Genomic DNA, 26,090 nt, shown 5'->3' with positions numbered 1-26,090 from the left:
CGGGAGAAAAACGGTTAGACCATCAATTCGAGGTTTTTTGCGAATTGTTTTTTGTGTTGTCCAGCGGACGGCCACCTTTGGTGGTCTGTGCCTGATGCTTTTTCAGCGCCTTGGCGTCTTGAGTCTGGGTCAGCACGGTGGAGTCGGTAGCACCGGACTTCGCATCGGCATCGGTCGCTTCAGCTGCAACAGCTGCGCCACACAGTACGAAACCCAATACAACACCTGCACCGATCAGAGGCAACTTCATAACCATTCTCCACATAATAAAAATAATAAGCCACGCAAAAGCGATCCCTCTCCAGGAGCACTAACAACGCAACTAAGCTGAACTTCGGCACCCCACCATTGGCAGGAGACACTCCACGCACCGAAAATTCTTAAACCAATCGACCAGTAGGTTTAGCATGAGTTCATTTTTGTAAGGAAAAAAAACAAATTTCGCTAAAAACCAGCTTTTATTTGACATTTGAAGCCCGGAATTGCCTTAATTACGCCGCCAACGCGAATCAAAGTGCCACCTTGCGATGGCACTTAGATATCAAGTAAAGACAAGCAACACATAATTCTTACAATATAACTACACCTGAAAAACACTAACTATTGCACTGAGATCAACACTCGGAAAGTCGCGAAGAAGGTGAACTATTGCCCGAATAAAATTCGTGAGCAATCAGACGTGATCAGCTTCTAAAAGCACAGAACTTGAAAATCAGTAGTCGGAGATATACATGAACAAACGGAAAATGATCGGTGCAAAGTCAGCCCTTGCGTTGCTGGCACTGGCCGTCTCGCAGGTCCACGCAGCCACCAGCCCTGCGCTGGATGAAGGCAAAGTCAGCCGCGCCGAAAAAGCCGCAGAAAAAACCCTGGCCAAAATGACCATGGAAGAAAAACTGGCCTACATCGGCGGTATTGGTGGCTGGGACGTGAAGCCCCTGACTCAATACGGCGTGCCACAGATTCACGGTACGGATGGCGGCATCGGCGTCCGCTACACCAGCGAAGGCAACGCTCAGGGCGTGGTTTACCCGTCCGGCCCTAACCTGGCCGCCACCTGGAACCCGCGTCGTGCAATCGATCTGGGTCGCGCGCTGGGTTATGACACGGCTACCGGCGGCTATCAGTTCGTTACCGGCCCGGGCATCACGCTGTATCGCATGCCTTATGGTGGACGTGCATTCGAATACCTCTCCGGCGAAGATCCGTTCCTGGGCGCAAGCCTGGCTCCGGCTGTTATCAACGGCATTCAGTCGCGTGGCGTGTGGGCTAACGCCAAGCACTATGCCGCCAACGACCAGGAAAGCAGCCGCTTCAAGCTGAACCAGATCATGAGCGAGCGTGTACTGCGTGAAATGTCGCTGCCAGCCTACGAGTCGGCGGCGAAGAACAGCAAAGTCGCGATGATGATGTGCTCGTTCCAGAAGATCAACGGCGAATACGCCTGCGAAAACAAGCATCTGCTGAGCGACATTCTGAAAGGCGAATGGGGCTTCAAAGGCTTTGTTCAGAGCGATTACAACGCCATCGTTCATGGTCTTCCAGCTGCTCAGGCCGGTGCCGACCTGGACATGATGGGCTACCAGATGAACAGCAGCGTGCTGAAGCCGTTCCTGGACAGCGGTGAGCTGAACCCGGCGACCATCGACGATAAAGTCCGTCGCATCCTCAAGCAGATCTACCTGTACAAGTTCGACAGCAAAGCGCCGTTGACCACGCACAACATGAACAGCTCCACCAGCAACAAGGTGGCTCTGAACGCTGCGCGTGAAGGCATCGTGTTGCTGAAGAACCAGGATAATCTGCTGCCGCTGGACAAGCAGAAAGTCAAGAAGATCGCTGTCGTCGGCAACCTCGCCAAATACGCACCACCGACCGGTTTCGGTAGCGCCAATGTTGAAGCGGCTCACTACATCAGCGAGCTGAGCGGTTTGCAGCAGTTGGCACCGGGTGCCAAAGTAGAGTTCATCGACGGCCTTTCTCTGGACCCGACTACTTCGGTCTGGTCCAGCACCAACACGGCGGGCAACGACGTTCAGGGCCTGAAAGCCGAATACTTCGCCAATGCCAACTGGTCCGGCGACCCAGCCGTGACCCGCACAGAAAAACGCATTGATCTGGATTGGGCGAACGACTCCGACCTGCCTTTCGAAAGCAATACCGGCAGCTCCGACCCGTACACCAACAAAGGCTCGACTTCTGGCGAACTGAACGGGGACACCTCCTCCACGTCGATTCGCTACAGCGGCAAGGTCACTCCTACCCAAAGTGGCGAGCAAGTGTTCAAGGTCCGTGCTGACGGTGCAATCCGTCTGTGGGTCAACGGCAAGAAGATCATTGATAACGGCGAAGGCAATCCGATCCCGGGTAACAGCATTCCGCCAACCATTCCGGAATTCGCTAAAGTCGAAATGGAAGCCGGTAAATCCTACGACGTGAAGCTTGAATACTCGCGCCGTGCCGGATACCTGTCGACCATGGGCGGCCTGGTAGGCGTGCAGATGAGCTGGGCATCGCTCAACGCTCCGCAGGATCTGTCCGCGTATGACGCCGTAGTCGTCGCTGTTGGTAACAGCGCTGAGTACGAAGGCGAAGGTTTCGACCATAGCTTTGAACTGCCGGAATACCAGAGCCAACTGATCCAGAGCATCTCCAAGGTCAACCCGAACACAGTCGTGACCATGTTCGGCGGCACTGGCCTGAAAATGAGCGACTGGATCAATCAGGTTCCGGTAGCGCTGCATGCGTTCTACCCAGGCCAGAACGGTGGTCAGGCCCTGGCCGAGATTCTGTTCGGCAAGGTCAACCCATCGGGCAAGCTGCCAATCAGTATCGAACGCAACATCGAAGACAACCCGGTCTTCGAGAGCTTCCCGAAATTTGCCAACGACAACTCGCTTGAAACGATGGACTACAAGGACGACCTGTTCCTGGGCTATCGCGGTTACGAGAAGAAAGGCATCAAGCCGCTCTACCCGTTCGGTTACGGCCTGTCGTACACCACGTTCGGCTACAGCAACATCAGCGTCACCCCGGGTGTCGCAGTGGGCAACACGCCGATCAAAGTGTCGTTTGACCTGACCAACACCGGCAAGGTAGGCGGTTCGGAAGTGGCTCAGCTGTATGTGGGTCAGCAGAACCCTAAAGTGGATCGCGCAATCAAAGAGCTCAAGGGCTACAAGAAAGTGTTCCTCAATCCGGGCGAAAGCAAGCGCGTAACCATCGAGCTGAACGACCGTTCACTTGCCTACTTCGACGAGAAGAGCAAGCAGTGGATCGTCGATGCGGACAGCTTCAACCTGTCGGTGGGCGCGTCGTCTCAGGACATTCGCCTCAACGCCAAGCTGACCAATTCGTTCCGTCAGGAACTGTCGACCACGACCAGCAACCCGCTGCCGCGTTCGGCGCTGAACTCGACGTTGCGTGAGTCGGCTGTCAAAACTGGCGGCTTGCTGGACCAAAACAGCGACAGTGATGAAACAGCCGAGTAATTGATCGGCTGACTCAGGGATAGAAGTTTTAAGACGGGTTCAGGGACGAACCCTTATCGCCGCATCGACCCGTGCGATGTAGCTGTCGAAACGTTCCACCAGATCCACTTTTTCCGGAAAGCGCAGCCACTGGATCTGCAAGCCGTCCATCATCGCCAGGATCTCCTGGACCAACCCCGGCAGGTCGACATCGGCCCGCACCTCTCCCGCATTGACCAGATCAGTAAACTGTCCGATCAGCCTGCCATGGATTAACTCGTAGCGATCCTGAAACCAGTTCCAGGCCGGATGCCCTTCGACCAGGCTTTCCGCATTGAGAATGGTGAACGCCCGCACCACGCCAGGCGCGGTTGCGTTTGAACGGTTGATTGCGCGCAGACTCCCCAGCAAGCCGGTCAGACTCTTGTCTGAACGCACTTCCTCGGCGATCCGGCTATTGGCCCTGTCACGACGATCCAGCACGCCCATCAGCAGCGATATCTTGCTGGGGAAGTGATGCAACAGCCCGGCGACCGAAATACCCACAATCGAGGCGACCTGTGCAACAGAGGCGCCGCTGTAACCCTCAAGAGAAAAAACCTGCAAGGCCGCATCAAGCAGCTCTTCACGGCGTTTTTCGCCTTTGGGAGCGCGACGCTGTTTCGGACGATCAAGCGCTTCAGCCGCCACTCCGGGCGGGGTTAACTGAGTCATTTCAAGCTCCTTGCCAGACAGCCGGCTACCCTACCGGCAAAGACAAACCGTCGCAATCATTGAAGCCCAGCCATAAACTGAACGAACGTTCCAGGTTGGCACGCTATTTTCAAGGGTACTGGTGTCAGGCCGCCATTTGCCGCACTGCCGGACCAATCGCCGCACAAGGCGCACCAATTAGAAGTCTTGTACCGGTGTTTCGTCCAATAACAGTGCAGCGCAGACCGATACTCACGCTATCAGCAAGGAATTAGTCCATGTCCTATCTACTGCTGCTCAAGGAATCGCTGCTCGCTCGCCTTGCGATCAAAACTGCCACACCGGAAAGCATCAACGTTCAGCCGGAACCGATGAAAACCATCACCGCTTCGGATGCCGACGCGGGTCAGGCGCATCTGGACCAGTTCGTCGATGGCGTGGAGTGGGAAACCCTGCTGGTAGACCTGGCCTGCTTCAATGACGGGCCGGAGTATTCAGCTCAGGCCCGTTTTTAAGCCCGATCTATACCGCTACCAGCTCTCCCCCAACCCGAGCAGCCCCAGAATCTGCTTGCGCAGGTCGACCAGATACGGATCGTCACGATGCCGTGGATAAGGTCGCTCGATGGTCAGTTGCGCCTTGATGCTGGCCGGTCGGTCGCTGAAGACAATGACGCGATTGGCCAGCAGCAGCGCTTCTTCCACGTCGTGAGTCACCAGCAACGCGGTGTAGCCCTGGCGCTGCCACAAATCAATCAGCTCTTTTTGCATGGTGATGCGGGTCAGCGAATCCAGCTTGCCCAGAGGTTCGTCGAGGATGAGCAGCCGCGGCTCGTTAACCAGCGCGCGGGCCAGCGCCACACGCTGGGCCATACCACCTGACAGTTGTCGCGGATAAGCGCGGGCGAAACTGCTGAGGCCCACCGTGGCCAATGCAGCATCCACTTTGCCGGAGTGGATCTTGAGCAGGCCCTGAGCTTGCAGCCCTAGCGCAACGTTGTCCCACACGCGTCGCCACGGATACAGCGTCGGATCCTGAAAGACGACAACACGACTCGGATCGGGGCCTCTGATCGACAGCCCGTCCGCCGATAGCGCCCCACTGTCAGCGGGCTCCAGCCCGGCTACCAATCGCAACAAAGTAGACTTGCCGCATCCCGACGGCCCCAGCAGCGCGACGAACTCACCCGGCGCAACGTCCAGGGATACATTTTCCAGAACCGGCAAATGCTGCCCGTCCAGCGCAAAACCGTGGTTGAGATGCTCAATACGCAGCGCCAGCCCGGCGGACGTTGAAACCGTTGAAGCAGATGCAGTGGCTACCATTTCATGGCTCCTTGTTGCCAGGCGAGCAAGCGATCACGTATCAGGAACAGCCCGGAAATCAACCCGGAACAGGCCAGCGCCATGATCAACAATGCCGCATACATATTGGCGTAGGCGGCCCAGCCTTGAGCCCACTGCAAGTACCAGCCAATGCCTGACTTCACCCCCATCATTTCCGCGACCACCAGGGTCGAGAACGACGCGCCAAGCCCCATGAACAAGCCGACAAAAACGTGCGGCAATGCAGCCGGGATCGCCACGTTGAAAATCAGAAAGCCCGGCTTCGCACCCAGTGTCCGGGCAACGTCGTAGTACGCCTTGTCGACACTGGCAACGCCCGACCAGGTGAGCACCGTGACCGGAAACCACGTCGCCAGTGCAATCAGGAACACGCTGGCGCTCCAACTGCTCGGGAACAGGAAGAAGCACAGCGGCAGCAAGGCGGTGGACGGCACCGGCCCCAGAATGCGCAAGACCGGATGCAGCCAATAGCCGATGCTGGTCGACCAGCCGATGGCGACGCCCGCGACAAAACCGGTAACGGCACCCAGTGCCACACCCGTTCCCAGCAACAGCGCTGAATTGAGCAAGCTGTCTGCCAACCGAGGCCAGTCTTCGATATAGACATCGAGCAGCGCTTGCGGCGGCGCAAAGAAAGGCACCGGCAGGACTGCCAGCTTGGCGGTAAGCAGCTCCCAGATCCCCAACAACAGCGGCAGGGCAATCAGCCAGGCACCTGCGGGATGGGCCCGACGCTGCACAGCCGGAAACCAGCGACCGAGAATGCCCGCCAGGCCAATCAACGCGGCGACCGCCAGACACAGATTGGCCAGCCCCTGCGTCATCGGCCAGTTACGGGTAGCGTTAGGGAAATAAGCGATCAGCAGCGCGACGCCAATCCAGGCGACAACGGCCACCGCACCCTGCCGCCAGAATCTGGCGGGTGCTTGCTCTTGGGCAGCTATTTGCGGTGCGACTTCAATTGAAGACATCGGCGGTGATCTCCCTGGAGAAGGCCACGGGGTCGGTGTTCTTGCGAATCACTTCAACCGTCTGCAAATCGGTCACGTAGGTGACGATTTCCTGGGTCAACGCTGCGCCTACCGCATGGTGGCCGTGAGTGTGGTCATGAAGGATGGCCTTCACTTCTTCCACCGACGTGTTCAGCGCGTGGGCCTGGAACCCTTTGGCGACGACTTCAGGGTGTTTCACGGAGTAGTCATGGGCTTCAAGAATCGCTTGGGTCAACGCCGCTGCGACGCGCTTCTCTTCACGCACCAGCTTGCCGGTAACGCCCACCACGCAGCAGCTGAGATTGGCATACTCATCGACCAGGTTATTCGACAGTTCGCGGGCTTTACCGCCCTGAATAAGCCGGTACATGAACGGGTCACTGCCGCTGACGGCCTGCACTTCACCGCGCTCCAGAGCGGTACCCAGCAGATCGGCCGGATACAGTCTCCATTCGACGTCACGCACAGGATCAACCCCGTGTTTCTTGAGCAGGATCGAGAAGAAGTTACGATCCGGGCTGGCCATGTCGGTAACGCCGATAGCCTTGCCCTTGAGGTCTTCGAGCTTTTGCACCGGGCTGTTGACCGCACTGAGCAAGCGTAAGCAGCCGCCATGAGTGCCCGCGGTGAGTTTGACGTCGAACCCCTGCTCCAATGCTTTCAGCCAGCGTAAGGCCATGCCGACACCGGCGTCCGCTTTACCAGTGGCTATGGCCTCAAGCAGCACTTCCGTAGAGTTGCCGAAATTGACCAGTTCGACGTCCAGATTGTGTTTGGTGAAGAAGCCCTGACCGTGTGCAATCACGACCGGCGCCAGACATACCGCATTGAGATTGATTGCCAGTTTGAGCTTGCGTGTTTCGGCAAGTTTGATGAACTCCCCGGTGCCCGCGGGCTCGGCGTCAGCGCCGCCGACGTTGTGCCCGGCATGCTCGTCGGCAGCCCAGGCAAAACCGGGAACAGAAGCCAGTAACGGGCTGGCAAGAGCAACACCGGTCAGGCCAAGCAAACGACGGCGGGTGAGATGATCAAAAGCTGCCATGCAGGTATTCCTTGAGAAGTTAGAAGTCAGGCCGCCAGCCGAAATCCCTTTCTTATAACTTTTCTCAAGGTTTCCAGTGACTGGTTAAAACCATATCACCGGATTGTTTATTCCGAAAATGCATTTAAATTCTAAACTAATATGCAAACAGTCTATCGATCACCACACCCTCACTGATCGTTGGGCAGCGTATCACTCCCCTCCGCCAACGCTCGCTGCATCAACACGGTGTCAACCCAACGCCCGTGCTTGAAGCCAACCGACTCGAAAACGCCGACCCGACGAAAGCCCAGCTTTTCATGCAGTCGCAATGAGCCATGGTTTTCGCTGTTGCCGATCACCGCCACCATCTGGCGCCAGCCACCCTGCACGCAGTGATTGATGACAGCGCTCAACAGCGCATGACCGATACCTTTACCGGCCATGCCTTCTGCCATATACACCGAATCTTCCGCCGTAAAACGATAGCCGGGTCGGGGTCGATACAGGGTGGCGTAACCATAGCCAACGACCTCTCCCGCCAGTTCGGCAACCAGATACGGCAGTTCACGGGATAGCACTTCAGCGCGGCGTCGCACCATTTCCTCGACTGAAGGCGGTTGCAGTTCAAAGCTGGCAATGCCGGTCAGCACGTGGTGCGCATAAATAGCCTGTACTGCGGGCATGTCATCCTCGCGAGCGGTGCGCAGGATTAGATCGTGATTCATGTTGGTTCTCGGTAACGACTACAAGTGCGGCAATCATGACGACGCCCGATACCTTAATAAAGCTATGATTACTCATCCCAAGCATAAGTAAAACTTTGCCATGCAGCCATTGAACCTGAATCACTTGAACAGCTTTTCCGAGGTCATCCACCACGGCAGTTTTTCGGCTGCAGCCACTGCGTTGAACCTGACACAGCCTGCTGTGAGCCTGCATATACGTCTGTTGGAACAACGTCTGAACCTGCGCCTGATCGAGCGGGTGGGCAAGCGTCTGAAACCGACAACGGCCGGGCTGACCCTGTTACGCCATATCGGTCGTATCGATTCGGTGATCGACGATGCCCTGCAGGATCTGGCCAGTCATGCCGAAGGGGTCGCTGGCCAGGTGGTCATCGGCACTGGCGCCACCGCGTGTATTCATCTATTGCCGCCCATCCTGAAAGCGTTGCGCACGGCGTTCCCGAAACTGGATGTGCGGGTTCGCACCGGCAATACCGAGGCGATCCTCAAGGCCGTGGAAGAAAACCGGATTGACCTGGCCTTGGTCACCCTGCCCGCAGCCGGACGTAGCCTGCACGTCACGGCTCTGCTGGAAGACGAAATGGTCGGGATATTTGCCCCTGCACAAGCCGATCTGAAGCTGCCGCTCGATGCCGAGACCTTGAGCAACCTTCCTCTGGTGGTATTTGAAACAGGCAGCAGCACACGCCTGCTGATCGATCAGTGGTTCCAGCATGCCGGTGTTCAACCTAAACCGGTGATGGAGCTGGGCAGCATCGAAGCGATCAAAGAGATGGTCGCTGCCGGGCTGGGCTACAGCATCGTGCCACGCATTGCGGTAGCCACAGCCCATCATCAGCGCAACCTGCACATTCATAGCCTGACGCCGCCATTGGTTCGTACCCTGAGCCTGGTACTGCGACAGGACAAACCGGTCAACCGGGCGCTACGTGAGGTTGTTGATGCGTTGCGAGGGCTAAAGCGACTGCAAATCCTGACTTGAAACGCGGCCCTGTGCCCGACACTCCATGGTTGCGCACTTTCATCGGTAGTTGTACGATGACTGTCAACATTTTTGAGCGACGCCGGTTACAGGCCGCTCACACCGTCATCGAACGGTCGGCAGATCTCTAAGACAGGCACCAGCCTGATTAAACCCGCAAATAAAAACAGGAGACACAGATGCCTAATGTTCTCGGCCACAACTTCATCGCAGGCGCACGTAGCGCACTTGGCGAGCCGCAACACAAAAGTCTCGACGCCACTACCGGTGAAGCACTGCCCTACAGTTTCTACCAGGCCACCGATGCAGAAATCGACGCAGCAGCCCTGGCAGCAAAAGGCGCTTTTGCTGAATACCGTCAGCTGAGCCCGGCGCGTCGTGCAGAATTCCTTGATGCAATCGCCGACGAGCTGGACCAGCTCGGTGATGATTTCGTTGCCATCGTTTGCCAGGAAACCGCCCTGCCGACCGCCCGTATTCAGGGTGAGCGCGGACGTACAAGCGGCCAGATGCGCCTGTTCGCCAAAGTCCTGCGTCGCGGTGACTTCCTGGGGGCACGCATTGACCTGGCACTGCCGGATCGTAAGCCTCTGCCACGCGTCGACCTGCGTCAATACCGCATCGGCGTAGGCCCGGTTGCCGTGTTCGGCGCGAGCAACTTCCCGCTGGCTTTCTCTACTGCTGGCGGCGACACCGCAGCAGCACTGGCTTCCGGTTGCCCGGTTGTGTTCAAAGCGCACAGCGGCCACATGGCAACTGCCGACCTGGTCGGTTCTGCGATCATCCGCGCGGCAGAAAAAACCAACATGCCGAAAGGCGTGTTCAACATGATTTTCGGCAGCGGCGTTGGCGAAGGTCTGGTCAAGCATCCGGCCATCAAAGCCGTTGGCTTCACTGGCTCCCTGAGCGGTGGCGACGCACTGTGCAAAATGGCTGCCGAACGTCCTGAGCCGATCCCGGTGTTCGCGGAAATGTCGAGCATCAACCCGGTTGTTCTGTTGCCTGAAGCGCTGGCCGCTCGCGGTGATACCGTGGCCAAGGACCTTGCAGCTTCGGTCGTCATGGGCGCAGGTCAGTTCTGCACCAACCCAGGCGTTGTGATCGGCATCAGCTCGCCAACCTTCACCAGGTTCCTTGAGCAACTTCAGGAACACATGGGTGGCCAGGCTCCACAAACCATGCTTAACGCAGGTGGCCTGCGCAGCTACAGCAAAGGCGTTCAGCATCTGCTGTCGCACCCAGGCGTTACGCACCTGGCGGGTAAACCGCAGGAAGGCAAACAGGCTCAGGCTCAACTTTTCAAAGCTGACGTCAGCCTGCTGCTCAATGGCGACCCGCTGCTGCAGGAAGAAGTATTCGGCCCAACCACCCTGGTCATCGAAGTCGCTGACGACGCGCAACTGAAAAGCGCGCTGCAAGGCCTGCGCGGCCAACTGACCGCCACTCTGATCGGCGAGCAGAGCGACCTGCAGAAGTACCAATGGCTGGTACCGGTGCTGGAAGAGAAAGTCGGCCGCATCCTCGTCAACGGTTACCCGACCGGCGTCGAAGTCTGCGAAGCCATGGTTCACGGTGGTCCATACCCGGCGACTTCCGATGCACGTGGTACTTCGGTGGGCACTCTGGCCATCGATCGCTTCCTGCGTCCTGTCTGCTATCAGAACTACCCTGACAGCCTGCTGCCAGAAGCGTTGCAGAACGCTAACCCGCTGGGCCTCAAGCGTCTGGTCAACAGCGAGTGGAGCGATCAGCCCATCGCTTGAGACTGACCTGATCAGTGCTCTGTAAAAGAAACGGCGCGGCCCTCAAGCCGCGCCGTTTCTTTATGTGAACGTCATGTGAACGTCGTGAAGAGCTGACAGCGCGTCAATGGGTGCGACTGGAAAGCGCATTTTTTCATCAGGTGGAACACACCATGAACCCCACCCCGATTTCCGAACCAGCAGAGACCGACTCGTCCATAAGACGTCCGCGCAATCTGACTCTGGCGCTGGCCAATATCCTGACCAGCATGATTGAAGACGGCCAACTGAAGGTCGGTGACAAGCTCCCGCCGGAAAAACACATCACCCAGGAACATGGCGTGAGTCGTACCGTTGTGCGAGAAGCCATTTCCCATCTGCAATCCCACGGGCTGGTGGAAACCCGGCATGGCATCGGCACGTTCGTGGTCAGACAGCGCGTTGATCAGATCGACCCGCAAGCGGACCGCACGCTCAGCGATGTCATGGCCGTCATCGAACTACGCATCGGTATCGAAGTCGACTCCGCAGGCTTTGCCGCTCTGCGCAGGACTGAAGACCATCTGGCGCGCATGCACCAGGCGCTGAAGATCATCGAAGACCCGACGGTCAGCCGAGCCGAAGCGGCGGCTGCCGATTTCGATTTTCATCAGCAAATTGCGCTGGCCACTGACAACCGCTATTTCGCTGATATCACCGAACATTTGGGCCTGACACTGATTCCCCGCAACCGGCTCAACTCGGCAGCCCTGGCCAATACTGCCATCGAAGACTACAGCGCCAGGCTGCGCCAGGAACATCACGACATCTACGCGACCATCGCCAATCGTGACCCGGACGGTGCGAGAGCCGCCATGCGCCGCCATTTGAGCAATATTCGTGAACGCTTGCGCGTCGCGTATGAGCGACGGGGTTCATAAAATCTGACCGGACAAGGCGTACCGGCTTTTTCGCCGGTACACCTCTCCCCTGCACAAAAATTAAAGCGAGAATCGTCCCACCAGCTTGTTCATGTCTACTGCCAGACGCGACAACTCGGAACTCGCCGCCGCCGTCTGATGGGCGCCGGTCGCGCTCTGGATCGACAAATCCCGAATGCTCATGAGGTTGCCGTCAACCGAACGAGCCACTTGGGCCTGCTGCTCGGAAGCAGTGGCGATCATCAGGTTCATTTCGTTGATTTCATTGATGGCTTTGGCAATCAACGTCAACGCCGCGCCCGCTTCATGGGCCACACTCAGCGTGCCTTGCGCCTGCTCGCAGCTCTCGCTCATGGCCTTGGTGGCCTGCTCGGTACCCTTGAGAATGTCGCCGATCATTTGCTCAATTTCTTGAGTCGAGGTCTGAGTACGGTGGGCAAGGGCCCTCACCTCATCGGCAACGACTGCAAATCCGCGACCCTGCTCACCGGCCCGCGCCGCTTCAATAGCCGCGTTCAAGGCCAGCAGGTTTGTCTGCTCGGCAATGGTACGAATTACGTCCAGCACCTTGCTGATGTCCTTGGACTGTACCGCTAGACGCTGAACATCACCGCTGGTGTTCTGCACGGTCTGACTGAGTCTCTCGATAGCTGTAACCGTGCTGGTGACGCGCGAAGCGCCAGTGCGTGTCGCCTGATCAGAAGCCTTGGCGGCGTCAGACGCCGAAGCTGCATTACGGGCGACTTCATCAACAGCCGCAGTCATTTCATTCACCGCCGTCGCCGCTTGGTCGATTTCGGTGTTCTGGCGCATCAACCCTTTGCTGGACTCTTCGGTGACCGCGTTCATCTCTTCGGACGCCGAGGCCAATTGAGTAGATGAATCACCGATCAGCTTGATGGTGTCGCGCAGGTTTTTCTGCATGACTTGAGTGGAGCGCATGAGGTCGGCAAATTCGTCCTTACCGGTGACGGTAATTACACTGCGTAGATCGCCTTTGGCGATCGTTTCATTGACCTTCAACATGTCCCGTAATGGAGCGACAATACTTTGGGTAAACAGAATAGCTAGCACAACGGTCGCCAGTGCGGCGGCGACAATAATAACGATGACAAATATCAAACCACTTTCATAAGAGGCTTCGGACTCTTTTCCCGCATTGTCCGCCTCGTCAATATTCATCTGTACAAGCCCGCCCACCGCCTCTTCGAGCGGTCGTGTAACAGGCGTGACATTGCTATTTATATAAGCGAGTGCTTCGGCCGTTGACCCTCGGGTAACAAGCGCTGAAACACCATCAAAAGCGGCTAGCATCTTTTCAGCGTTTTCAGAAACAGCTTTGAATAACTGGCCTTCCCGGTCACTGGCAACAAAAGGCGCATAGGTCTTAATTTGCTTTCTGAGCTCGCCACTTACGGTATTAATGGTCTGGATGGTCGCCGCAATACTCTGGGGGTCCGTCTGAGATATCAGTCTGCGGTTCTCAAGGCGCAGTCGGAGCATGGCGGCATTAATACGGTCTGCTACGACAATGCTGGCCAGGGAGTCATTTTCCAGGTCCGCAGCCGTCTCACGAATTTCGCCCATTTTCCAGACGGAAATACCACCGAGGGCGACCAGCAAAAAAGCGATAAACATGAAACTTAGCGTCGCGCGCACCGATACCTTGAGGTTTCTCATTGACAGACTCCTGTTTCAGTTTGATTAACATTCAACCTGAAACTATCGGCCATTAAAAAACAAGCTTGAGGGGCCGTGGGGGTAATGAGTTTTAAAACGATCAATTAACAGTGAAAACTTCCGCAGCGAGAGTAAAAAAATGATTAATTGAAAGCGAAATGAAAGAATTCACCGACAAATAAAACACATTTAAAACCTTAAACTGATCAAACAGTCAGTTTTTATTCCGCTACCGCCAAATCGGTTCGACGACCATTAATCCATTCAGTTCGAACTCAGCCAGCGCGTGCGCCTCGAATCAAGACAGGCAGGCAATCGCCCGCCACACAGATAAAGGTGACGTCATGGAACTGAGCAAGCTGGCCGATCATGTGAAGGCGGGTGAGATCGAAGAAGTCCATCTGGTCGCGATGGAGGGTGGCTCCTACGTCATGCACGCGTTGAAGAGTGGCAAGTCTCACCCACTGATCAACGCCAAGGGAAGCACCCTGCATGTCGCCTCAATGGAAGAGGCTCGCAAGAATCTGAAAGGCGTACCGGAAGTGCCGCTGTTTCTGGTCCAGCCAGCGGTTCAGGATGAGATGGTCGGACTGGGCAGCGTAGACCGGCAGCCCAACCGCGAACCGATCCCGTGGCGTTCAAGCCTGTGAGGAAGGCTCTATATCGAGAGGGTTCATACCGACGCTGCCCAGCTCATCACGTAACTCGTTGATCAACGCCAGTACGTCGTGCTGCGTCTTTACCTGATCGAGAGCAATGCCGATGACCATTAGATCAACGCGCCCCGATTCACGATCATAAATGCGCACACTCAAGGATGAATCGGCTCCAATCACGCACTCGCATGCCAAAGGCTCGAAACTGCCTTCGATTTCGTGACGGACCTGTGACAGCCAGCTCACTTCTGACCACCCTGTGGCCAGCCATCTTGAATCCGCAAGCGTTTAAAATTCTGCAACGGAGGCCCCTGACAAGGTCCAGAAAATGGACGGTCAGGGTAAAGAAAGCCGTGCCGGATCAACCAGACGAATTTGCACTGATAGCACTAGTGCATTTGCACTTTTTGTTAGTGCTATTGCTTGCGGTTGTCACTAGTGAATAGTGCACGCTCGCGCGCCCAGACAATTGCCTCCGCGCGACTGTGCACGCCCAGTTTGGAGTACATCGTTGCCACGTGATTACGCACGGTATTAGGCGCCAGCTTGAGGCGCGCTGCGATTTCCTTGTCTGCCAGGCCTTCACAGATCAAGCCCAATACGTCTTTTTCACGACTGGTCAGATCTGTCAGCGAAATGCCCGGCAATTGCGGTGCCTTGCCCTTCTTGACGTTGGCAAGCTTCTCGATCAATGAACGTGCGAACCATGACGCATCCTGCATGACCTCTTCAATCGCCGCGATCAGCTCCAGATCGGATCGCTTACGCTCTGAAATATCCATGATCACCAGCAGATAACACGGGACATCCTGAATGACGACGGTGTCGGCAGACAACACGCAATCAATCAACTCGTCGCCACGCTTGCGCACCTTGAGCTCCATGCCTTCAATGCTGCCAGTCTTCTTCAACACCTCGAAAATCTGCTCGCACGTTTTTTTGCCATCGATGAAACCCAGCTCTTCAACGGATCGTCCTGTCAGCTCCTGGGCGGTAAACCCGGTGGTGCTGATGAACGCATTATTGACCTCAACCACAAACTGCGATTCGGCATTGCACACCAGAGTCGGTACAGGGGTCAGGCGAAACGCTTTGGCGAAGCGCTCTTCGCTCTGTCGTAACGCGGTCTCGACCTTGCGACGGGGCTCCATGTCCATGAAGGAAAACAGCATGCAGTCGTCTTCATTGATGTCCAGCGGCTGGCCAGCAACAATCACCAGCTTGCTGCCACCTTCGGGCAGCTTGAGCTCAGCCTGCATCTGCGGGATGGTGCCGCCATCGTTGAGACGCTCAATGGCCAGATCCTTGCGTTCGGCGTTTTCCAGAACGTCCAGCTCATACACGGAACGTCCGATAACCTGCTCACGGGTATAGCCGGTCATTTCCAGAAAGCCTGGATTGACTTTGATGTAACGTAAATCGCTGAGCCTGCAAATAACCGCCGGTGCCGGATTGGCAGCAAAGGTACGCTCGAAGCGTTGCTCGGCACTGGCCAGTTCGGTGGCGTCGGTGATGATCAGTGCCATTAACTCAGGCTCACCCGACCGACCATCCAGCACCATGCTCCGCACCCGGTGCACCCAGCATTTGTCTTCGTTACCCACCGGCCTGACCTCCACCACCACATCACTGAAGGACTCGCCCTCAGCAATACGGCTGATCGGGTAATTCTCCAGTGCAAGCGGATGATTGTTGCGATAGCGCAGGTTGAACCGCGAAGCATATTCTGTGACGTTACGACCCAACTCCTTGACGTGGCTGACGCCGTGCATCTCCAGCGCGGATTCATTGGCCCACAGAATGCTCTGATCCAGTTCGATCAAAAGTACGCCATCAGAAAGGCCACCAATGATGCTCTGCAACTGTCGACGATCGGTTTCTCTATCAAGGACTGCTTGACTCATGGTTCCTCCATTCCATGTTAAGAGCATCCGGCACGCTGCTGAATTCAAATGCTCAGTGGCCGCGGTTCGTTGCCCAATGTCGGTAGGACAATCAAGCATTCCCATGAATTCCAAAGAATTCGAGGGCGTTCAGCTGGAATGCAATCTGTCGCGGGGTCAATCTGAACCTGGGCGCGATGACGTGGGACCCGGTTTAGCCAGGCAGACGCCCTTACCGTCTCTATAAACAAGTCGTGAGAGATACCGCTTTCCCGGCTAAAGCGGGTCCACCTTGCGCCCCAATGAAAACTCGATGGGGCAGCAAACCTTTTCCGTAACCACCGCTCAAAGCTCAATCATCATCGCCTGATCGAGAAACTCCGTGGACGCCCATACCCAACGCCGCAACAACCGTTCACTGGATGCCCTCAATTTCTTCCTCGCTGATGTTCGAGACGGGCTTGGGCCTTACCTGGCTATCTATCTGCTGGCGGTGCATCACTGGGATCCGGCCAGCATTGGTATTGTGATGACGGTCGCGGCAATCGCCGGTCTGGTGACCCAGGGTCCGGCCGGGGCGCTGATCGACAGCACTCATTACAAACGGGCGGTGATTGCAGTCGCCGCGCTACTGGTAACTGCCAGCTGTCTGATCCTGCCCTTCACCTCTTCGGTCAGCCTGATTGCGATCACCCAGGCGATCAGCGGGATTGCCGCGTCAGTCTTTGTTCCGGCTATTGCCGCCATCTCTCTGGGTATTACAGGCCCCAAGGCGTTTACCCGGCGCACCGGGCGCAACGAAACCTTCAATCACGCGGGTAACGCGTGTGCAGCCATGCTCGCAGGTGGTTTCGCGTACCTGTTTGGCCCGATCGCAGTGTTCTATTTGATGGCGGCGATGGCGGTCGCCAGCGTCATCGCCGTCAGTTGCGTATCCGCTGACGCAATTGATCATGATGTCGCTCGGGAGCTGAGCACTGGCGATGCACAGCACCACGCACAGCCTTCAGGCCTCAAAGCACTGGCAGGCAATAAAACCTTGTTGCTGTTCGCTGCCTGCTGCGCCCTCTTCCACCTGGCCAACGCGGCGATGTTGCCGTTAGTGAGCCAGAAGCTCGCTGAGGTGAACCTGCAATTGGCGACACCGCTGACATCGGCCTGCATCGTCGCCGCACAGTGGGTCATGGTGCCTATGGCGCTGCTGGTGGGGGCAAAGGCCGACGTCTGGGGGCGCAAGCCGTTGCTGTTGGCTGGCTTTCTGATTCTGCCGATCCGCGGCGTACTTTATGTGCTGTCCGATAACCCGTTCTGGCTGGTTGCCGTGCAGTTGCTCGACGGCATCGGTGCCGGATTGTTCGGGGCGTTGTTCCCCCTGGTGGTCAAGGACCTGACTCAGGGAACCGGTCGTTTCAGCGTCAGCCTTGGGGTCATTTCCACGATATTTGGCCTCGGTGCTGCTTTGAGCAACGGGCTGGCAGGGCTGATTGTCCAGAATGCGGGCTACAGCGCGGCGTTTCTGACGCTTGCCGCAATCGCGACAGCCGCGCTGTTGTTGCTGCTGAGGATGCCGGAAACCCGGACCGCCATTCAGCGTCCGGAAGAAACGACAGACGCCGCCCTCCCGGTCGCGTGAAAGAAGTCTGGATCAGCTCCTTGCGGGGCGCTCGCTACGTGCCCAATCGGTTACCAGGCTGTAGGCCACCGCCAACAGCGTGGGGCCGATGAACAGCCCGATGAAACCGAAGGCCAGCAAGCCGCCGAATACGCCCAGCAAAACGATCACCAACGGCAGATTACCGCCACGGCTGATCAGGTAAGGCTTGAGCACGTTATCGACCCCGCTGATGATGAACGTGCCCCAGATGGCAAGAAAAATCGCCATGCCGTAGCTGCCATTCCACGCCAGCCAGGCGGTTGCGGGAATCCATACCAGTGGCGGTCCCATCGGGATCAGGCTGAACATAAAGGTCATGATGCCCAGCACCAATGCACCAGGCACACCAGCAATCAGGAAGCCGATCAACGCCAGTACAGCCTGTGCGGCAGCAGTACCGATCACGCCGTTGACAACACGCTGCACGGTGCCAGCCACCAGGTCCAGGTAATATTGCGCCCGCTCACCGATCAATCGCTCCAGCAAACGCAGGACAAACGCCGCGAGCCGCGGGCCATCACGGTAAAAGAAGAACACGAACACAAGGCTCAGCGTCAGTTCTAGGATGCCGCCACCGATCTGCGCGCTGCGTGCCAACAACCAGTTACCTACCTGACCGAGATACGGTTTGATGGTGGTCATCAAGGCTGCGCCCTGCTGATCAATGCTGTTCCAGAATGCAACCAGGCGCTCACCTACCAGCGGGACGCTACCCAGCCAACCCGGAGGATCGGGCAATCCATCCACCTGTATGTCTTTGATCAACACAGTGACGTCACGTACGTGGTCTGCCAGGTTGAACCCTAACCAGACCAGCGGTGCGGCCACCAGAATCATCCAGCCCAGACTCAGAATCAGCGCCGCAAGAGACTCGCGCCCTTTGAGCCAGCGGGTCAGCAGGCGCATCAGAGGCCAACTGGCAAATGCCAGCACTGCGCCCCAGAACAGCGCCGACCAGAACGGCGCCATCACCCAGACACAGGCACCCAGTAGCGCCAGGAGCAGAATCTGCACCAACAGACGGTCGTTATTGAACATGGGGCGGTTTCCAAAAGAAGTGTCAGGACATCAGAAGTGAAGCATAACGGCGAACAGTGACAACGTCAGTGTTCGCCGTGGACGCGGATAAGAGCCTTACTCAGCGAATGAGTTCGATAAGCAGCCCGGTCGTATCGCCGGTTCCTGCCTCCAGTCGCGCTGCTCGCACACCTTTGCCAATCAACGCCTGACGCCAGGCTTCAGCTTGGGGACCCGAGACCGTGGCGCGCAAGCTGCTGTCCAGATTCAGACCGCGCGACAACAACGTCAGCCACGCGTCCTGAGGCGCGCCCGACAGTTTCGGCAACGCCAGCTTGCCGGTGCTTTTCAACTGCCGCAGCAGCGTGCCGGATGTGGGCATCAGCTCACCCAGCGGTGCAGCAGCTTCGAACTGTTCGACATGCAGGTAAGCCCGGCGGTTGCCTCGCGTAATGCTGTACAAGGCAACCAGCGTGTCACTTTTGGGTTCGGCCAGGCGCAACAGCAGATAAGCTTGTTGCTCGTCCGCGCCGTACAGTTTGGCGTTGCCGAACACTTCGTTGGCCCATAGGCTGCTTTCGCCGCAGTCCCTTGCCTGACACCAGAACAACAGCTCGGCACCTTGCGCCTGCAACGCTTCGCGAGCAGCGGTAAAAGCCTCATATGAGGTACGTTCGGCTGGTAGTTGATAGGTCACACCGGTGACATTGCCACGAGCGTTGATCTGACCATCAAAGCGCAATTGCCCACTGATCTTGCGGATTGAGCCCATTGGATAGATGCGTTCAAGTTCGGCAGCAGGACGGTAATCGACGATTTCCGCGTCAGCCAGCCTCGGCACGATCTGCAGATCGCTGCTGCCGGGGACGTCGGCAGCCCACAAGGATGTGCTGAGTACAGATGCACACAAGGTCAATCCAAATGCGCGAGTCACTCCCATAGGCGCGCTCATTGCGTCACGTTCAGGGAAAAAGCGTTAACGGGCAGTTTAAAAGGTGCAGCGATACATAGATCCATCATGATTGATTCCTGTTTCAACCCGCCCAGCCTCGACAGTTGCCCGACGCAAGTCAAGGCGCAGCGAAGAAGCGATTGAAACAGTCTGCAACAGCGCTCGCCCCGACGTGATCGTTGAGATGCAGATGATGGCCTCCTGACAGGCCCGAGACCTCAAAAGGCAACGTTGAAAGCAACGTCTTCTGCTGCGCCAGTAACCCTTGAGAAGCTACTACCAAATGTGTCGGACAGCGAATAGCCTCGACGAACGCCATGGCTTGCGGGCGGGTTATGCGAATGGCCGAGGGCAACGTCAGGCGTTCATCACTGCGCCAGGTGTAACCACCCGGCACCGGCATCAAGCCACGCTGGGCCAGCAACTCGGCAGCTTCACGGGTGACCGCGACCGCCCCCTTCATCCGCGCACAGATCGCCTGCTCTTGATCGGGATAAACCGGCTTGCGTTTGTTCGCCAGACGCAACTGCGCCTGTAAAGACCTGCCCAACTGCTCTGCTGCGTTATCTGCCTCACCGGTAGGCGGTACCAGACCATCGATCAGCGCCAGTCGCGACACACGATCAGGCAATGCACCGGCGAGGAACACCGAAATAATTGCCCCCAGGGAATGGCCCAGTAATGAAAACTGCTGCCAGCCAAGTTGTTCGGCAACCCGCAGTACATCGTGAACGTAATCAGCCAGCGCATAACTCGCGCCTGGCGGGCGGTGGCTGGAATGACCATGCCCGGCGAGATCCAGCGCAACAATGCGCAAACCCGGTAGCAGCGGCGCAAGTCGGGCAAAGCTGTTGGCATTGTCGAGCCAGCCATGCAAGGCGATGACCGGCTGACCGTCTTCAGGACCGTACAAATGCGCCGCCAACTCGATGTGCGGCAGGCTCAAACGGACTTCTTCCACTGAATGACTCATGCGTCGACACCGGCTGTCCAGCGGCTGAACAGTGCCTTGAGCATCTGCGCCGTGGCTTCAGGACGTTCCAGAGGAAACATATGCCCGCCTGGCATAGACAAATACTCCCCTTGGGGCATCCGCCTGACAGAACGCGCATGGTGGCGCATCACGACTCGACTGTGCTCGCCACGCACCACGGCCAGCGGCAGTTTGAGCTGCCGGGACTGGCCCGGACTGGTATGTGGCACGCTGCGGTAAATACTGATTTCCGTGGCGGGATCGAAACGCAGGCGCAGTTGCTCGCCATCATTGTGCAAGCCATGTTGCAGGTAAGCATCCAGACATTCGGGATCAAAGCGGCGGAACAGGGTTTTGCCAGAGAAGTACAGTCGCGCCGACTCAATGTCGGCAAACGCCTCGCGACGCCCCACCGTGCGCCCGGCCGGGGTAATACGATCGATAAAACCAAACCGCTTGGCAGCGCGAATCATCCATTGATCAGCGAGGGTCAGCACCGGTGAATCGAGCATGACCACGCCGCGATACAGTTCAGGACAACGCATCGCAGCATGTAAATGCAGCACACCACCCAAAGAATGCCCGACACCCCACACTGGCTCGGGCTGCTCACGCAGATGATGAATCAGCTCATCCACCAGATTCAGCCAGTTATCATCCACCGGGAAGCGTGGATCGTGGGCATGCTGATCGAGATGGCTCACGGCATAGTCCGGCGCCAGTGCCGCGAATAGCTTGCTGTAGGTACCAGACGGAAAACCGTTGGCGTGAGCGAAGAACACCTGTTGCGACATGCCGGAGCACCCAATGACCAGATCAGTTGCGATTGTGCGTAACGACGGGCACCTCAGCAATGATCGTAACGGCCATCGAACACGGTGATCCGGCCATCAGACGGCATAAGCGACACTTAGCGTGCCGGAGGTTCCTGACCTAGAGGCACGACAGCAACGGTTAATCGCGAGATGCAGCTGGCTTTGCCTTCATCGCTGGTCAGGCGGATATCCCAGACATGGGTGCTGCGACCGATGTGCACCGCGTGCGCCACCGCCGTTACCCGACCACTGCGCACGCCACGCAGATGGTTGGCGTTGACCTCGATACCGACGCAAAAATACTTGCTGGTGTCGATGCACAGATAACTGGCTGAAGAACCCAACGACTCGGCCAACACCACTGACGCCCCGCCGTGCAGCAGGCCGTAAGGCTGATGAGTACGGTGATCAACCACCATGCTGGCGGTCAAAGAGTCCTCGGTAAAAGACTCAAAACGGATATCGAGCAATTCAAGAATGGTGTTTTTACTGTTGGCATTAAGCTGGTCAAGATTCGGGGTTTCGCGCCACACGCTCATAGTCAATCCTTGTTATGAAGCGCCCGAAAAATGAGCGCTGGAATTAATCGCCTCACTCCTGCCACACCACCGCCTCCGGACGCGAGCTCCATTCCTGAAAGCGCTCGCCATAAACGGATTCGATCACTGTGCGTTTGATCTTCAGGGTCGGAGTCAGGAAACCGTTTTCGACCCCCCAACTATCTTTCACCACCACTAATCTGTGCAAGCGTTGATGTTTGTCGAGATCGGCATTGACCCTGTCCAGCAGCGTCGCAAGGCTCTTCTCCAATGCCGCGCGACTCGCACTGGAGAGCGCTTGAGACTCAGCGGCCGACAGCACACACAGACCGAGCGGTGCGACCAGGCCCTCGCCCACTACACAGACTTGTTCAATTCGCGAATGCATGGCCAGCAAGTTCTCGATAGGCGCCGGTGCTACATATTTGCCTTTGCTGGTTTTGAAGATCTCTTTGAGCCTGCCCGTCAGCCGTAAATAACCGTCAGCGTCCTGTTCGCCTTTGTCACCAGTGTGCAGAAAGCCGTCATCCGTCAGCGTCTCAGCAGTTCTCTGCGGGTCCTTGAAGTAGCCGGACATGTTCGCTCCGCTGCGCACAAGCACCTCACCATTATCGGCAATGCGCACCTCAACCTCAGGGCAAGGCTGCCCAATCCAGCCCGGCTTCTGCTTTGCAGGTCGACAGATATGCGAGTACCCGCAACTCTCAGTCATGCCGTAGACCTCCAGCACATCCAGGCCCAGCCGCCGATACCAGTGCAATAACGTTTGCGGAACAGGCGCGGCCCCGGACAAGGACACTTTCAACGCATCCAGCCCCAGCCCCTTGAGCACCTTGCGTCCCATATAGCTGCCGATCAGTGGCAAGCCCAGCAAAAGGTCCAGACGCGCAGGCGGGATTTTGCTGTAGACGCCCATCTGGAAACGGGTCCAGATGCGCGGCACAGCGAACAATGCGGTGGGTCGCGCGCGCTTCAGATCATCGAGAAAAGTGTCGAGGCTCTGCGCAAAAAAGACCGTCTGGCCACCATAGAACGACGCCATTTCGACAAACATTCGTTCAGCCACATGGCATAACGGCAGGTAGGAGAACAAACGGTCTTTTTCACCCAGGCCAAAGATGCTGCTGCCATAAGTCGCAGCAAATGCCAGGTTTCCAAAACTGTGCATCACGCCTTTGGGAGCACCTGTGGTTCCCGAGGTATAGATGATCGTCGCCAACTGATCGGCGTGGCCGTAAGGGTTGTCCTTGATGGGCTCCCAGCGCTGTAAATCATCCCAGGTAAAATCAAACTGTGCGTCACCAGGGCAAATCGGCAAGGCGATGGTTTGCAGCCCGACTTTGATTCCCCGACTCATGGCGGGCCATTCATCGAGCTTGCCGACAAATACCAGTACAGCATCGGAATGCTCCAGAACCTGAGCCACGGAGTCCGCGGTCAGATTGGGGTACAGCGGCACTGAGACATGTCCGGCCATCCAGATCGCCAGATCGGTAATGATCCAGTGAGCGCAGTTTTTCGAAATGATTGCGATGGAGCTACCTCGGGGCAGCCCTCGACGTCGCAACCAATGCGCTGCCCGCCGCGCCTGATTGCCGACTTCTGACCAACTCAAGGACTGTACCCGCCCATCAGCCAGAGGCTGAACCAGATAGGGCGTGTCAGGGTTCTGAGCCTCACGGTCATAGAAGCGGCTCAACGGCAAAGCAACGGCGATAGTCATTGCGACTCACTCCTTTTTATTTTTATTCGGAGCAAGCGTAGTCGACCAAGCAACTGCTTGGTTGCCGGTTATCTGAAAGCAGTTTTATGCAATGAGTGCCTGGCTTGAGGGATGTAACGCAAGTGAAACCCGGGCGCCCATATCCGGACGATAAAGGCGCCTCAAACTAGCGGGCAGGACTCTGGTTGTCGGAAAAGTTTCACGCCGAGTTAGCTAGCCAGGCACATCAAACGTGCCGCACGCTCAGCAATTCCATCGCTCCGGCCAGCGCAAATTCACCTTTCAATTCAGCCAGGCTGGCAGTACTCATGGGTTGTGGCTGCTGATGACTGCCGTGCACGGCGAGCCCAATCAACGCGCCCACCAGAGGCTGATGGCTGACTAACAAAACATCATCAGCGGCATAAGCGTCCAGTTGACTCAGCACTTTGCCCGGATCACTTTCCGGCGTGAGCCAGGACACCGTCACCACAGCATCGCTGAAACCCAGCGCCTGACGCACCAGTTCAGCAGTCTGCTGTGCTCGAACATAGGGGCTGGCGAGGATTCGCGTCAGGGGTTTACCCAGCAAATGAGCGGCACTTTGCAGGACCTCCTCACGACCATGACCGGTCAGCTCACGCTGCGCATCACTGCGTGCGTGAGCCTGGGCCTCTCCGTGCCGCAACACCCATAGCTTCACAGTTTGGGCTCCTCATCGCGCACAGGATGCGCGGCAGGTGGGATGCTGTGCGGCGTCTCGCCATCCGGCGCACGAGGCGTTGGCCAGTCCGCAAACGGCCACGGCTTCTGGTCAGTGTGAAACGTGCCAAACCGACCTATCTGCGCGAGAAACTGACTCAGGCTGTCGCCAAAGTTCATCAGACTGGCGCTCGGCGCACCATAAATCAGACGATAGCCCAATTGCACCAGAACCACCCCTGCCAGCAGTAGTTCGGCGAGTTGCCAGATCACTACAAACAGCACCATCCAGAGGATGCGCAGCACAATCGATTCGTGTTGCTTGATTTTTGATTCGTTCAAAATCTTCTCCCGGGATGAGGGCTATCAGTTGAAGCCGGTTGTGGAAATGAAGTCCACGTCTGTTTTGGGCTCGGCGCGCATCAACAGTTCAATGACCTGACTGAGCGTACGACCCTCGAAAAGAATTGCATGCAATCCCGCGACCAGCGGCATGTACACCTGTAGCTCCTGAGCTTTGACTTTCAGCACTTTGAGCGTGTTGACACCTTCCGCGACTTCGCCAAGACGGTTGACGGCCTCGTCCAGGCTCAAGCCCTGCCCCAAGGCAAATCCGACTTGATAGTTACGGCTCTTCGGCGAAGAGCAGGTCACGATCAGGTCACCGACGCCCGCCAGCCCAAGAAAGGTCATCGGGTTGGCGCCCTGGCTGACGGCAAAACGGGTCATCTCCGCCAATGCACGGGTGATCAGCATGCTTTTGGTGTTCTCGCCCATGTCCAGCGCCACGGCCATACCGGCGATAATCGCGTAGACGTTTTTAAGCGCCCCGCCCAACTCAACACCAAAGCGGTCGTTGCTGGCGTAAACCCTGAACGTCCTGCCGTGCAGCACTTCCTGGACCTGCTGACAGAGGTCCTCGTCTTCACTGGCGACCACGGTTGCAGTCAGCGCGTGCTCTGCGATTTCACGCGCCAGATTGGGACCTGATAACACGCCGATTCGGGCTTGCGGAGCGATGTCTTCAATGATCTGACTCATCAGTTTGAATGACTGCGCCTCAATCCCTTTGGTCAGGCTGACCAGCATCTTGCCCGTCAAACGCTCGACGTGAGGGGCCAGCACGCTACGTAAAGCACTGGACGGCAAGGCGACAAAAACCAGCTCACATTCATCCAGAGTCGCTGCCAAGTCTGTGACCGGTTCAACCAGTGGCAGGATTTTTATACCCTTGAGGTAACGAGGGTTCTCGCGATTGACCCGAATCGCCTCGGCCTGTTCCGGGTCGCGCATCCATTGACGGACCTGACGGCCGTTTTCCGCCAGCAAGTTGGCCACTGCGGTGCCGAAGCTGCCGCCCCCCAGAACCGCAACAGGTTGCTGTGTGGTCATAAAAACATCCATCTAGAGCCATCTCATCTGGCGATGACGGCATTATACGGAGCATGGCGATGGCGGCCAGTGACAACGTTCATTGCCAAGTGGTTCTTGGTAGTGGTTCTTGTGTACATATCCGTTACCGCGGGCATGGCTGATATTGGTTGCGCTTTTACAGCGCCTCACTTTTGGGCCCAAAAGTAAGCAAAAGGCTTTTGCCCCACC

25 protein-coding genes are annotated in these 26,090 nt (G+C 57.1%); 7 read left to right on the top strand and 18 right to left on the bottom strand.

The features are described from left to right. Nucleotides 1-22: 22 nt before the first annotated feature. Nucleotides 23-250 (bottom strand): hypothetical protein, encoded by a 228-nt coding sequence (locus AUC61_RS22305; protein ID WP_243248360.1) that lies wholly within the window; start codon nucleotides 248-250, stop codon nucleotides 23-25. Between the two features lie 481 nt (nucleotides 251-731). Between AUC61_RS22305 and AUC61_RS22300 the strand changes: the two genes are divergently transcribed. After that, nucleotides 732-3,491: a beta-glucosidase gene (locus AUC61_RS22300; RefSeq protein WP_243248359.1), complete on the top strand. Its 2,760-nt coding sequence runs from the start codon at nucleotides 732-734 to the stop codon at nucleotides 3,489-3,491. 39 nt (nucleotides 3,492-3,530) lie between these two features. Here AUC61_RS22300 and AUC61_RS22295 read toward each other — a convergent pair whose 3' ends face one another. Continuing rightward, nucleotides 3,531-4,184, bottom strand: coding sequence for a TetR/AcrR family transcriptional regulator (locus tag AUC61_RS22295; protein ID WP_243248358.1), 654 nt, complete (start codon nucleotides 4,182-4,184; stop codon nucleotides 3,531-3,533). Between the two features lie 257 nt (nucleotides 4,185-4,441). Here AUC61_RS22295 and AUC61_RS22290 point away from each other — a divergent pair, with 257 nt between their 5' ends. Next, nucleotides 4,442-4,678: a hypothetical protein gene (locus tag AUC61_RS22290; RefSeq protein WP_243248357.1), complete on the top strand. Its 237-nt coding sequence runs from the start codon at nucleotides 4,442-4,444 to the stop codon at nucleotides 4,676-4,678. Nucleotides 4,679-4,693: 15 nt separating this feature from the next. Here AUC61_RS22290 and AUC61_RS22285 read toward each other — a convergent pair whose 3' ends face one another. The 4 genes from AUC61_RS22285 to AUC61_RS22270 form a co-directional block, all read right to left on the bottom strand. Then, nucleotides 4,694-5,488: an ABC transporter ATP-binding protein gene (locus AUC61_RS22285; protein WP_243248356.1), complete on the bottom strand. Its 795-nt coding sequence runs from the start codon at nucleotides 5,486-5,488 to the stop codon at nucleotides 4,694-4,696. Then, entirely contained in the window at nucleotides 5,482-6,480 is a 999-nt protein-coding gene (locus tag AUC61_RS22280; protein ID WP_243248355.1) for an ABC transporter permease, read from the bottom strand. Before AUC61_RS22280 ends, AUC61_RS22285 begins: the two co-directional genes overlap by 7 nt. Next, on the bottom strand, nucleotides 6,467-7,543 hold the full coding sequence (locus AUC61_RS22275; RefSeq protein WP_243248354.1) for an ABC transporter substrate-binding protein: 1,077 nt from the start codon (nucleotides 7,541-7,543) through the stop codon (nucleotides 6,467-6,469). The genes AUC61_RS22280 and AUC61_RS22275 overlap by 14 nt, the downstream gene beginning before the upstream one ends. Before the next feature lie 170 nt (nucleotides 7,544-7,713). Then, nucleotides 7,714-8,250, bottom strand: coding sequence for a GNAT family N-acetyltransferase (locus AUC61_RS22270; RefSeq protein ID WP_243248353.1), 537 nt, complete (start codon nucleotides 8,248-8,250; stop codon nucleotides 7,714-7,716). A gap of 100 nt (nucleotides 8,251-8,350) precedes the next feature. On the opposite strand from AUC61_RS22270, the gene AUC61_RS22265 reads away from it, so the two are divergent. The 3 genes from AUC61_RS22265 to AUC61_RS22255 all read left to right on the top strand — a co-directional run bounded on the left by AUC61_RS22265 (nucleotide 8,351) and on the right by AUC61_RS22255 (nucleotide 11,915). After that, nucleotides 8,351-9,253 (top strand): LysR family transcriptional regulator, encoded by a 903-nt coding sequence (locus AUC61_RS22265; RefSeq protein WP_243248352.1) that lies wholly within the window; start codon nucleotides 8,351-8,353, stop codon nucleotides 9,251-9,253. Between the two features lie 179 nt (nucleotides 9,254-9,432). Next, nucleotides 9,433-11,016, top strand: a complete 1,584-nt coding sequence (locus AUC61_RS22260; protein WP_243248351.1) for an aldehyde dehydrogenase (NADP(+)) — start codon at nucleotides 9,433-9,435, stop codon at nucleotides 11,014-11,016. 152 nt (nucleotides 11,017-11,168) lie between these two features. Further along, nucleotides 11,169-11,915 carry a FadR/GntR family transcriptional regulator gene (locus AUC61_RS22255; RefSeq protein ID WP_243248350.1) on the top strand — a complete coding sequence of 249 codons (747 nt, stop codon included), beginning with the start codon at nucleotides 11,169-11,171 and terminating at the stop codon, nucleotides 11,913-11,915. Nucleotides 11,916-11,975: 60 nt separating this feature from the next. Here the strand turns inward: AUC61_RS22255 and AUC61_RS22250 are convergent, their stop codons facing one another. Beyond that, nucleotides 11,976-13,595, bottom strand: coding sequence for a methyl-accepting chemotaxis protein (locus tag AUC61_RS22250; RefSeq protein ID WP_243248349.1), 1,620 nt, complete (start codon nucleotides 13,593-13,595; stop codon nucleotides 11,976-11,978). 344 nt (nucleotides 13,596-13,939) lie between these two features. Here AUC61_RS22250 and AUC61_RS22245 point away from each other — a divergent pair, with 344 nt between their 5' ends. After that, nucleotides 13,940-14,245, top strand: coding sequence for a DUF6482 family protein (locus AUC61_RS22245; RefSeq protein WP_243248348.1), 306 nt, complete (start codon nucleotides 13,940-13,942; stop codon nucleotides 14,243-14,245). Here the strand turns inward: AUC61_RS22245 and AUC61_RS22240 are convergent. Together AUC61_RS22240 and AUC61_RS22235 are read right to left on the bottom strand one after the other, a co-directional pair. After that, a complete protein-coding gene (locus AUC61_RS22240; protein ID WP_243248347.1) occupies nucleotides 14,234-14,497 on the bottom strand; it encodes a DUF1652 domain-containing protein in 264 nt (87 codons plus the stop codon). The two genes, AUC61_RS22245 and AUC61_RS22240, sit on opposite strands and share 12 nt — an antisense overlap. A 170-nt stretch (nucleotides 14,498-14,667) precedes the next feature. Further along, nucleotides 14,668-16,155 carry a PAS domain S-box protein gene (locus AUC61_RS22235; RefSeq protein WP_243248346.1) on the bottom strand — a complete coding sequence of 496 codons (1,488 nt, stop codon included), beginning with the start codon at nucleotides 16,153-16,155 and terminating at the stop codon, nucleotides 14,668-14,670. Between the two features lie 361 nt (nucleotides 16,156-16,516). Between AUC61_RS22235 and AUC61_RS22230 the strand changes: the two genes are divergently transcribed. Continuing rightward, complete coding sequence (locus AUC61_RS22230) at nucleotides 16,517-17,767, top strand: MFS transporter (protein ID WP_243248345.1); 1,251 nt, start codon at nucleotides 16,517-16,519, stop codon at nucleotides 17,765-17,767. A gap of 12 nt (nucleotides 17,768-17,779) precedes the next feature. On the opposite strand, the gene AUC61_RS22225 is transcribed toward AUC61_RS22230, so the two are convergent. The 9 genes from AUC61_RS22225 to AUC61_RS22185 form a co-directional block, all read right to left on the bottom strand. After that, nucleotides 17,780-18,826, bottom strand: coding sequence for an AI-2E family transporter (locus AUC61_RS22225; protein WP_122666560.1), 1,047 nt, complete (start codon nucleotides 18,824-18,826; stop codon nucleotides 17,780-17,782). Between the two features lie 100 nt (nucleotides 18,827-18,926). Then, nucleotides 18,927-19,745, bottom strand: a complete 819-nt coding sequence (locus tag AUC61_RS22220) for a DUF4892 domain-containing protein (protein ID WP_243248415.1) — start codon at nucleotides 19,743-19,745, stop codon at nucleotides 18,927-18,929. 130 nt (nucleotides 19,746-19,875) lie between these two features. Continuing rightward, nucleotides 19,876-20,730: an alpha/beta fold hydrolase gene (locus AUC61_RS22215; protein WP_243248344.1), complete on the bottom strand. Its 855-nt coding sequence runs from the start codon at nucleotides 20,728-20,730 to the stop codon at nucleotides 19,876-19,878. Continuing rightward, nucleotides 20,727-21,524: an alpha/beta fold hydrolase gene (locus AUC61_RS22210; protein WP_243248343.1), complete on the bottom strand. Its 798-nt coding sequence runs from the start codon at nucleotides 21,522-21,524 to the stop codon at nucleotides 20,727-20,729. The genes AUC61_RS22215 and AUC61_RS22210 overlap by 4 nt, the downstream gene beginning before the upstream one ends. Nucleotides 21,525-21,640: 116 nt before the next feature. Then, nucleotides 21,641-22,084 (bottom strand): hotdog fold thioesterase, encoded by a 444-nt coding sequence (locus tag AUC61_RS22205; protein WP_243248342.1) that lies wholly within the window; start codon nucleotides 22,082-22,084, stop codon nucleotides 21,641-21,643. Between the two features lie 52 nt (nucleotides 22,085-22,136). Further along, nucleotides 22,137-23,807 (bottom strand): AMP-binding protein, encoded by a 1,671-nt coding sequence (locus AUC61_RS22200; RefSeq protein ID WP_243248341.1) that lies wholly within the window; start codon nucleotides 23,805-23,807, stop codon nucleotides 22,137-22,139. A gap of 226 nt (nucleotides 23,808-24,033) precedes the next feature. Beyond that, on the bottom strand, nucleotides 24,034-24,489 hold the full coding sequence (sixA, locus tag AUC61_RS22195; protein ID WP_243248340.1) for a phosphohistidine phosphatase SixA: 456 nt from the start codon (nucleotides 24,487-24,489) through the stop codon (nucleotides 24,034-24,036). Continuing rightward, on the bottom strand, nucleotides 24,486-24,776 hold the full coding sequence (locus AUC61_RS22190) for a DUF4389 domain-containing protein (protein WP_243248414.1): 291 nt from the start codon (nucleotides 24,774-24,776) through the stop codon (nucleotides 24,486-24,488). The genes sixA and AUC61_RS22190 overlap by 4 nt, the downstream gene beginning before the upstream one ends. Nucleotides 24,777-24,854: 78 nt before the next feature. After that, complete coding sequence (locus AUC61_RS22185) at nucleotides 24,855-25,880, bottom strand: NAD(P)H-dependent glycerol-3-phosphate dehydrogenase (RefSeq protein WP_122666552.1); 1,026 nt, start codon at nucleotides 25,878-25,880, stop codon at nucleotides 24,855-24,857. Between the last annotated feature and the right edge of the window lie 210 nt (nucleotides 25,881-26,090).

Source organism: Pseudomonas maioricensis (genome assembly GCF_022790535.1).
GTDB lineage: Bacteria > Pseudomonadota > Gammaproteobacteria > Pseudomonadales > Pseudomonadaceae > Aquipseudomonas > Aquipseudomonas maioricensis.
This window is presented reverse-complemented; position numbering and strand designations above follow the sequence as displayed.

Coding starts and splice junctions, on each gene's coding strand:
- AUC61_RS22305 (WP_243248360.1), bottom strand. CDS start 250: ATGAAGTTGCCTCTGATCGGTGCAGGTGTTGTATTGGGTTTCGTACTG.
- AUC61_RS22300 (WP_243248359.1), top strand. CDS start 732: ATGAACAAACGGAAAATGATCGGTGCAAAGTCAGCCCTTGCGTTGCTG.
- AUC61_RS22295 (WP_243248358.1), bottom strand. CDS start 4,184: ATGACTCAGTTAACCCCGCCCGGAGTGGCGGCTGAAGCGCTTGATCGT.
- AUC61_RS22290 (WP_243248357.1), top strand. CDS start 4,442: ATGTCCTATCTACTGCTGCTCAAGGAATCGCTGCTCGCTCGCCTTGCG.
- AUC61_RS22285 (WP_243248356.1), bottom strand. CDS start 5,488: ATGGTAGCCACTGCATCTGCTTCAACGGTTTCAACGTCCGCCGGGCTG.
- AUC61_RS22280 (WP_243248355.1), bottom strand. CDS start 6,480: ATGTCTTCAATTGAAGTCGCACCGCAAATAGCTGCCCAAGAGCAAGCA.
- AUC61_RS22275 (WP_243248354.1), bottom strand. CDS start 7,543: ATGGCAGCTTTTGATCATCTCACCCGCCGTCGTTTGCTTGGCCTGACC.
- AUC61_RS22270 (WP_243248353.1), bottom strand. CDS start 8,250: ATGAATCACGATCTAATCCTGCGCACCGCTCGCGAGGATGACATGCCC.
- AUC61_RS22265 (WP_243248352.1), top strand. CDS start 8,351: ATGCAGCCATTGAACCTGAATCACTTGAACAGCTTTTCCGAGGTCATC.
- AUC61_RS22260 (WP_243248351.1), top strand. CDS start 9,433: ATGCCTAATGTTCTCGGCCACAACTTCATCGCAGGCGCACGTAGCGCA.
- AUC61_RS22255 (WP_243248350.1), top strand. CDS start 11,169: ATGAACCCCACCCCGATTTCCGAACCAGCAGAGACCGACTCGTCCATA.
- AUC61_RS22250 (WP_243248349.1), bottom strand. CDS start 13,595: ATGAGAAACCTCAAGGTATCGGTGCGCGCGACGCTAAGTTTCATGTTT.
- AUC61_RS22245 (WP_243248348.1), top strand. CDS start 13,940: ATGGAACTGAGCAAGCTGGCCGATCATGTGAAGGCGGGTGAGATCGAA.
- AUC61_RS22235 (WP_243248346.1), bottom strand. CDS start 16,155: ATGAGTCAAGCAGTCCTTGATAGAGAAACCGATCGTCGACAGTTGCAG.
- AUC61_RS22225 (WP_122666560.1), bottom strand. CDS start 18,826: ATGTTCAATAACGACCGTCTGTTGGTGCAGATTCTGCTCCTGGCGCTA.
- AUC61_RS22220 (WP_243248415.1), bottom strand. CDS start 19,745: ATGGGAGTGACTCGCGCATTTGGATTGACCTTGTGTGCATCTGTACTC.
- AUC61_RS22215 (WP_243248344.1), bottom strand. CDS start 20,730: ATGAGTCATTCAGTGGAAGAAGTCCGTTTGAGCCTGCCGCACATCGAG.
- AUC61_RS22210 (WP_243248343.1), bottom strand. CDS start 21,524: ATGTCGCAACAGGTGTTCTTCGCTCACGCCAACGGTTTTCCGTCTGGT.
- AUC61_RS22205 (WP_243248342.1), bottom strand. CDS start 22,084: ATGAGCGTGTGGCGCGAAACCCCGAATCTTGACCAGCTTAATGCCAAC.
- AUC61_RS22200 (WP_243248341.1), bottom strand. CDS start 23,807: ATGACTATCGCCGTTGCTTTGCCGTTGAGCCGCTTCTATGACCGTGAG.
- AUC61_RS22190 (WP_243248414.1), bottom strand. CDS start 24,776: ATGGTGCTGTTTGTAGTGATCTGGCAACTCGCCGAACTACTGCTGGCA.
- AUC61_RS22185 (WP_122666552.1), bottom strand. CDS start 25,880: ATGACCACACAGCAACCTGTTGCGGTTCTGGGGGGCGGCAGCTTCGGC.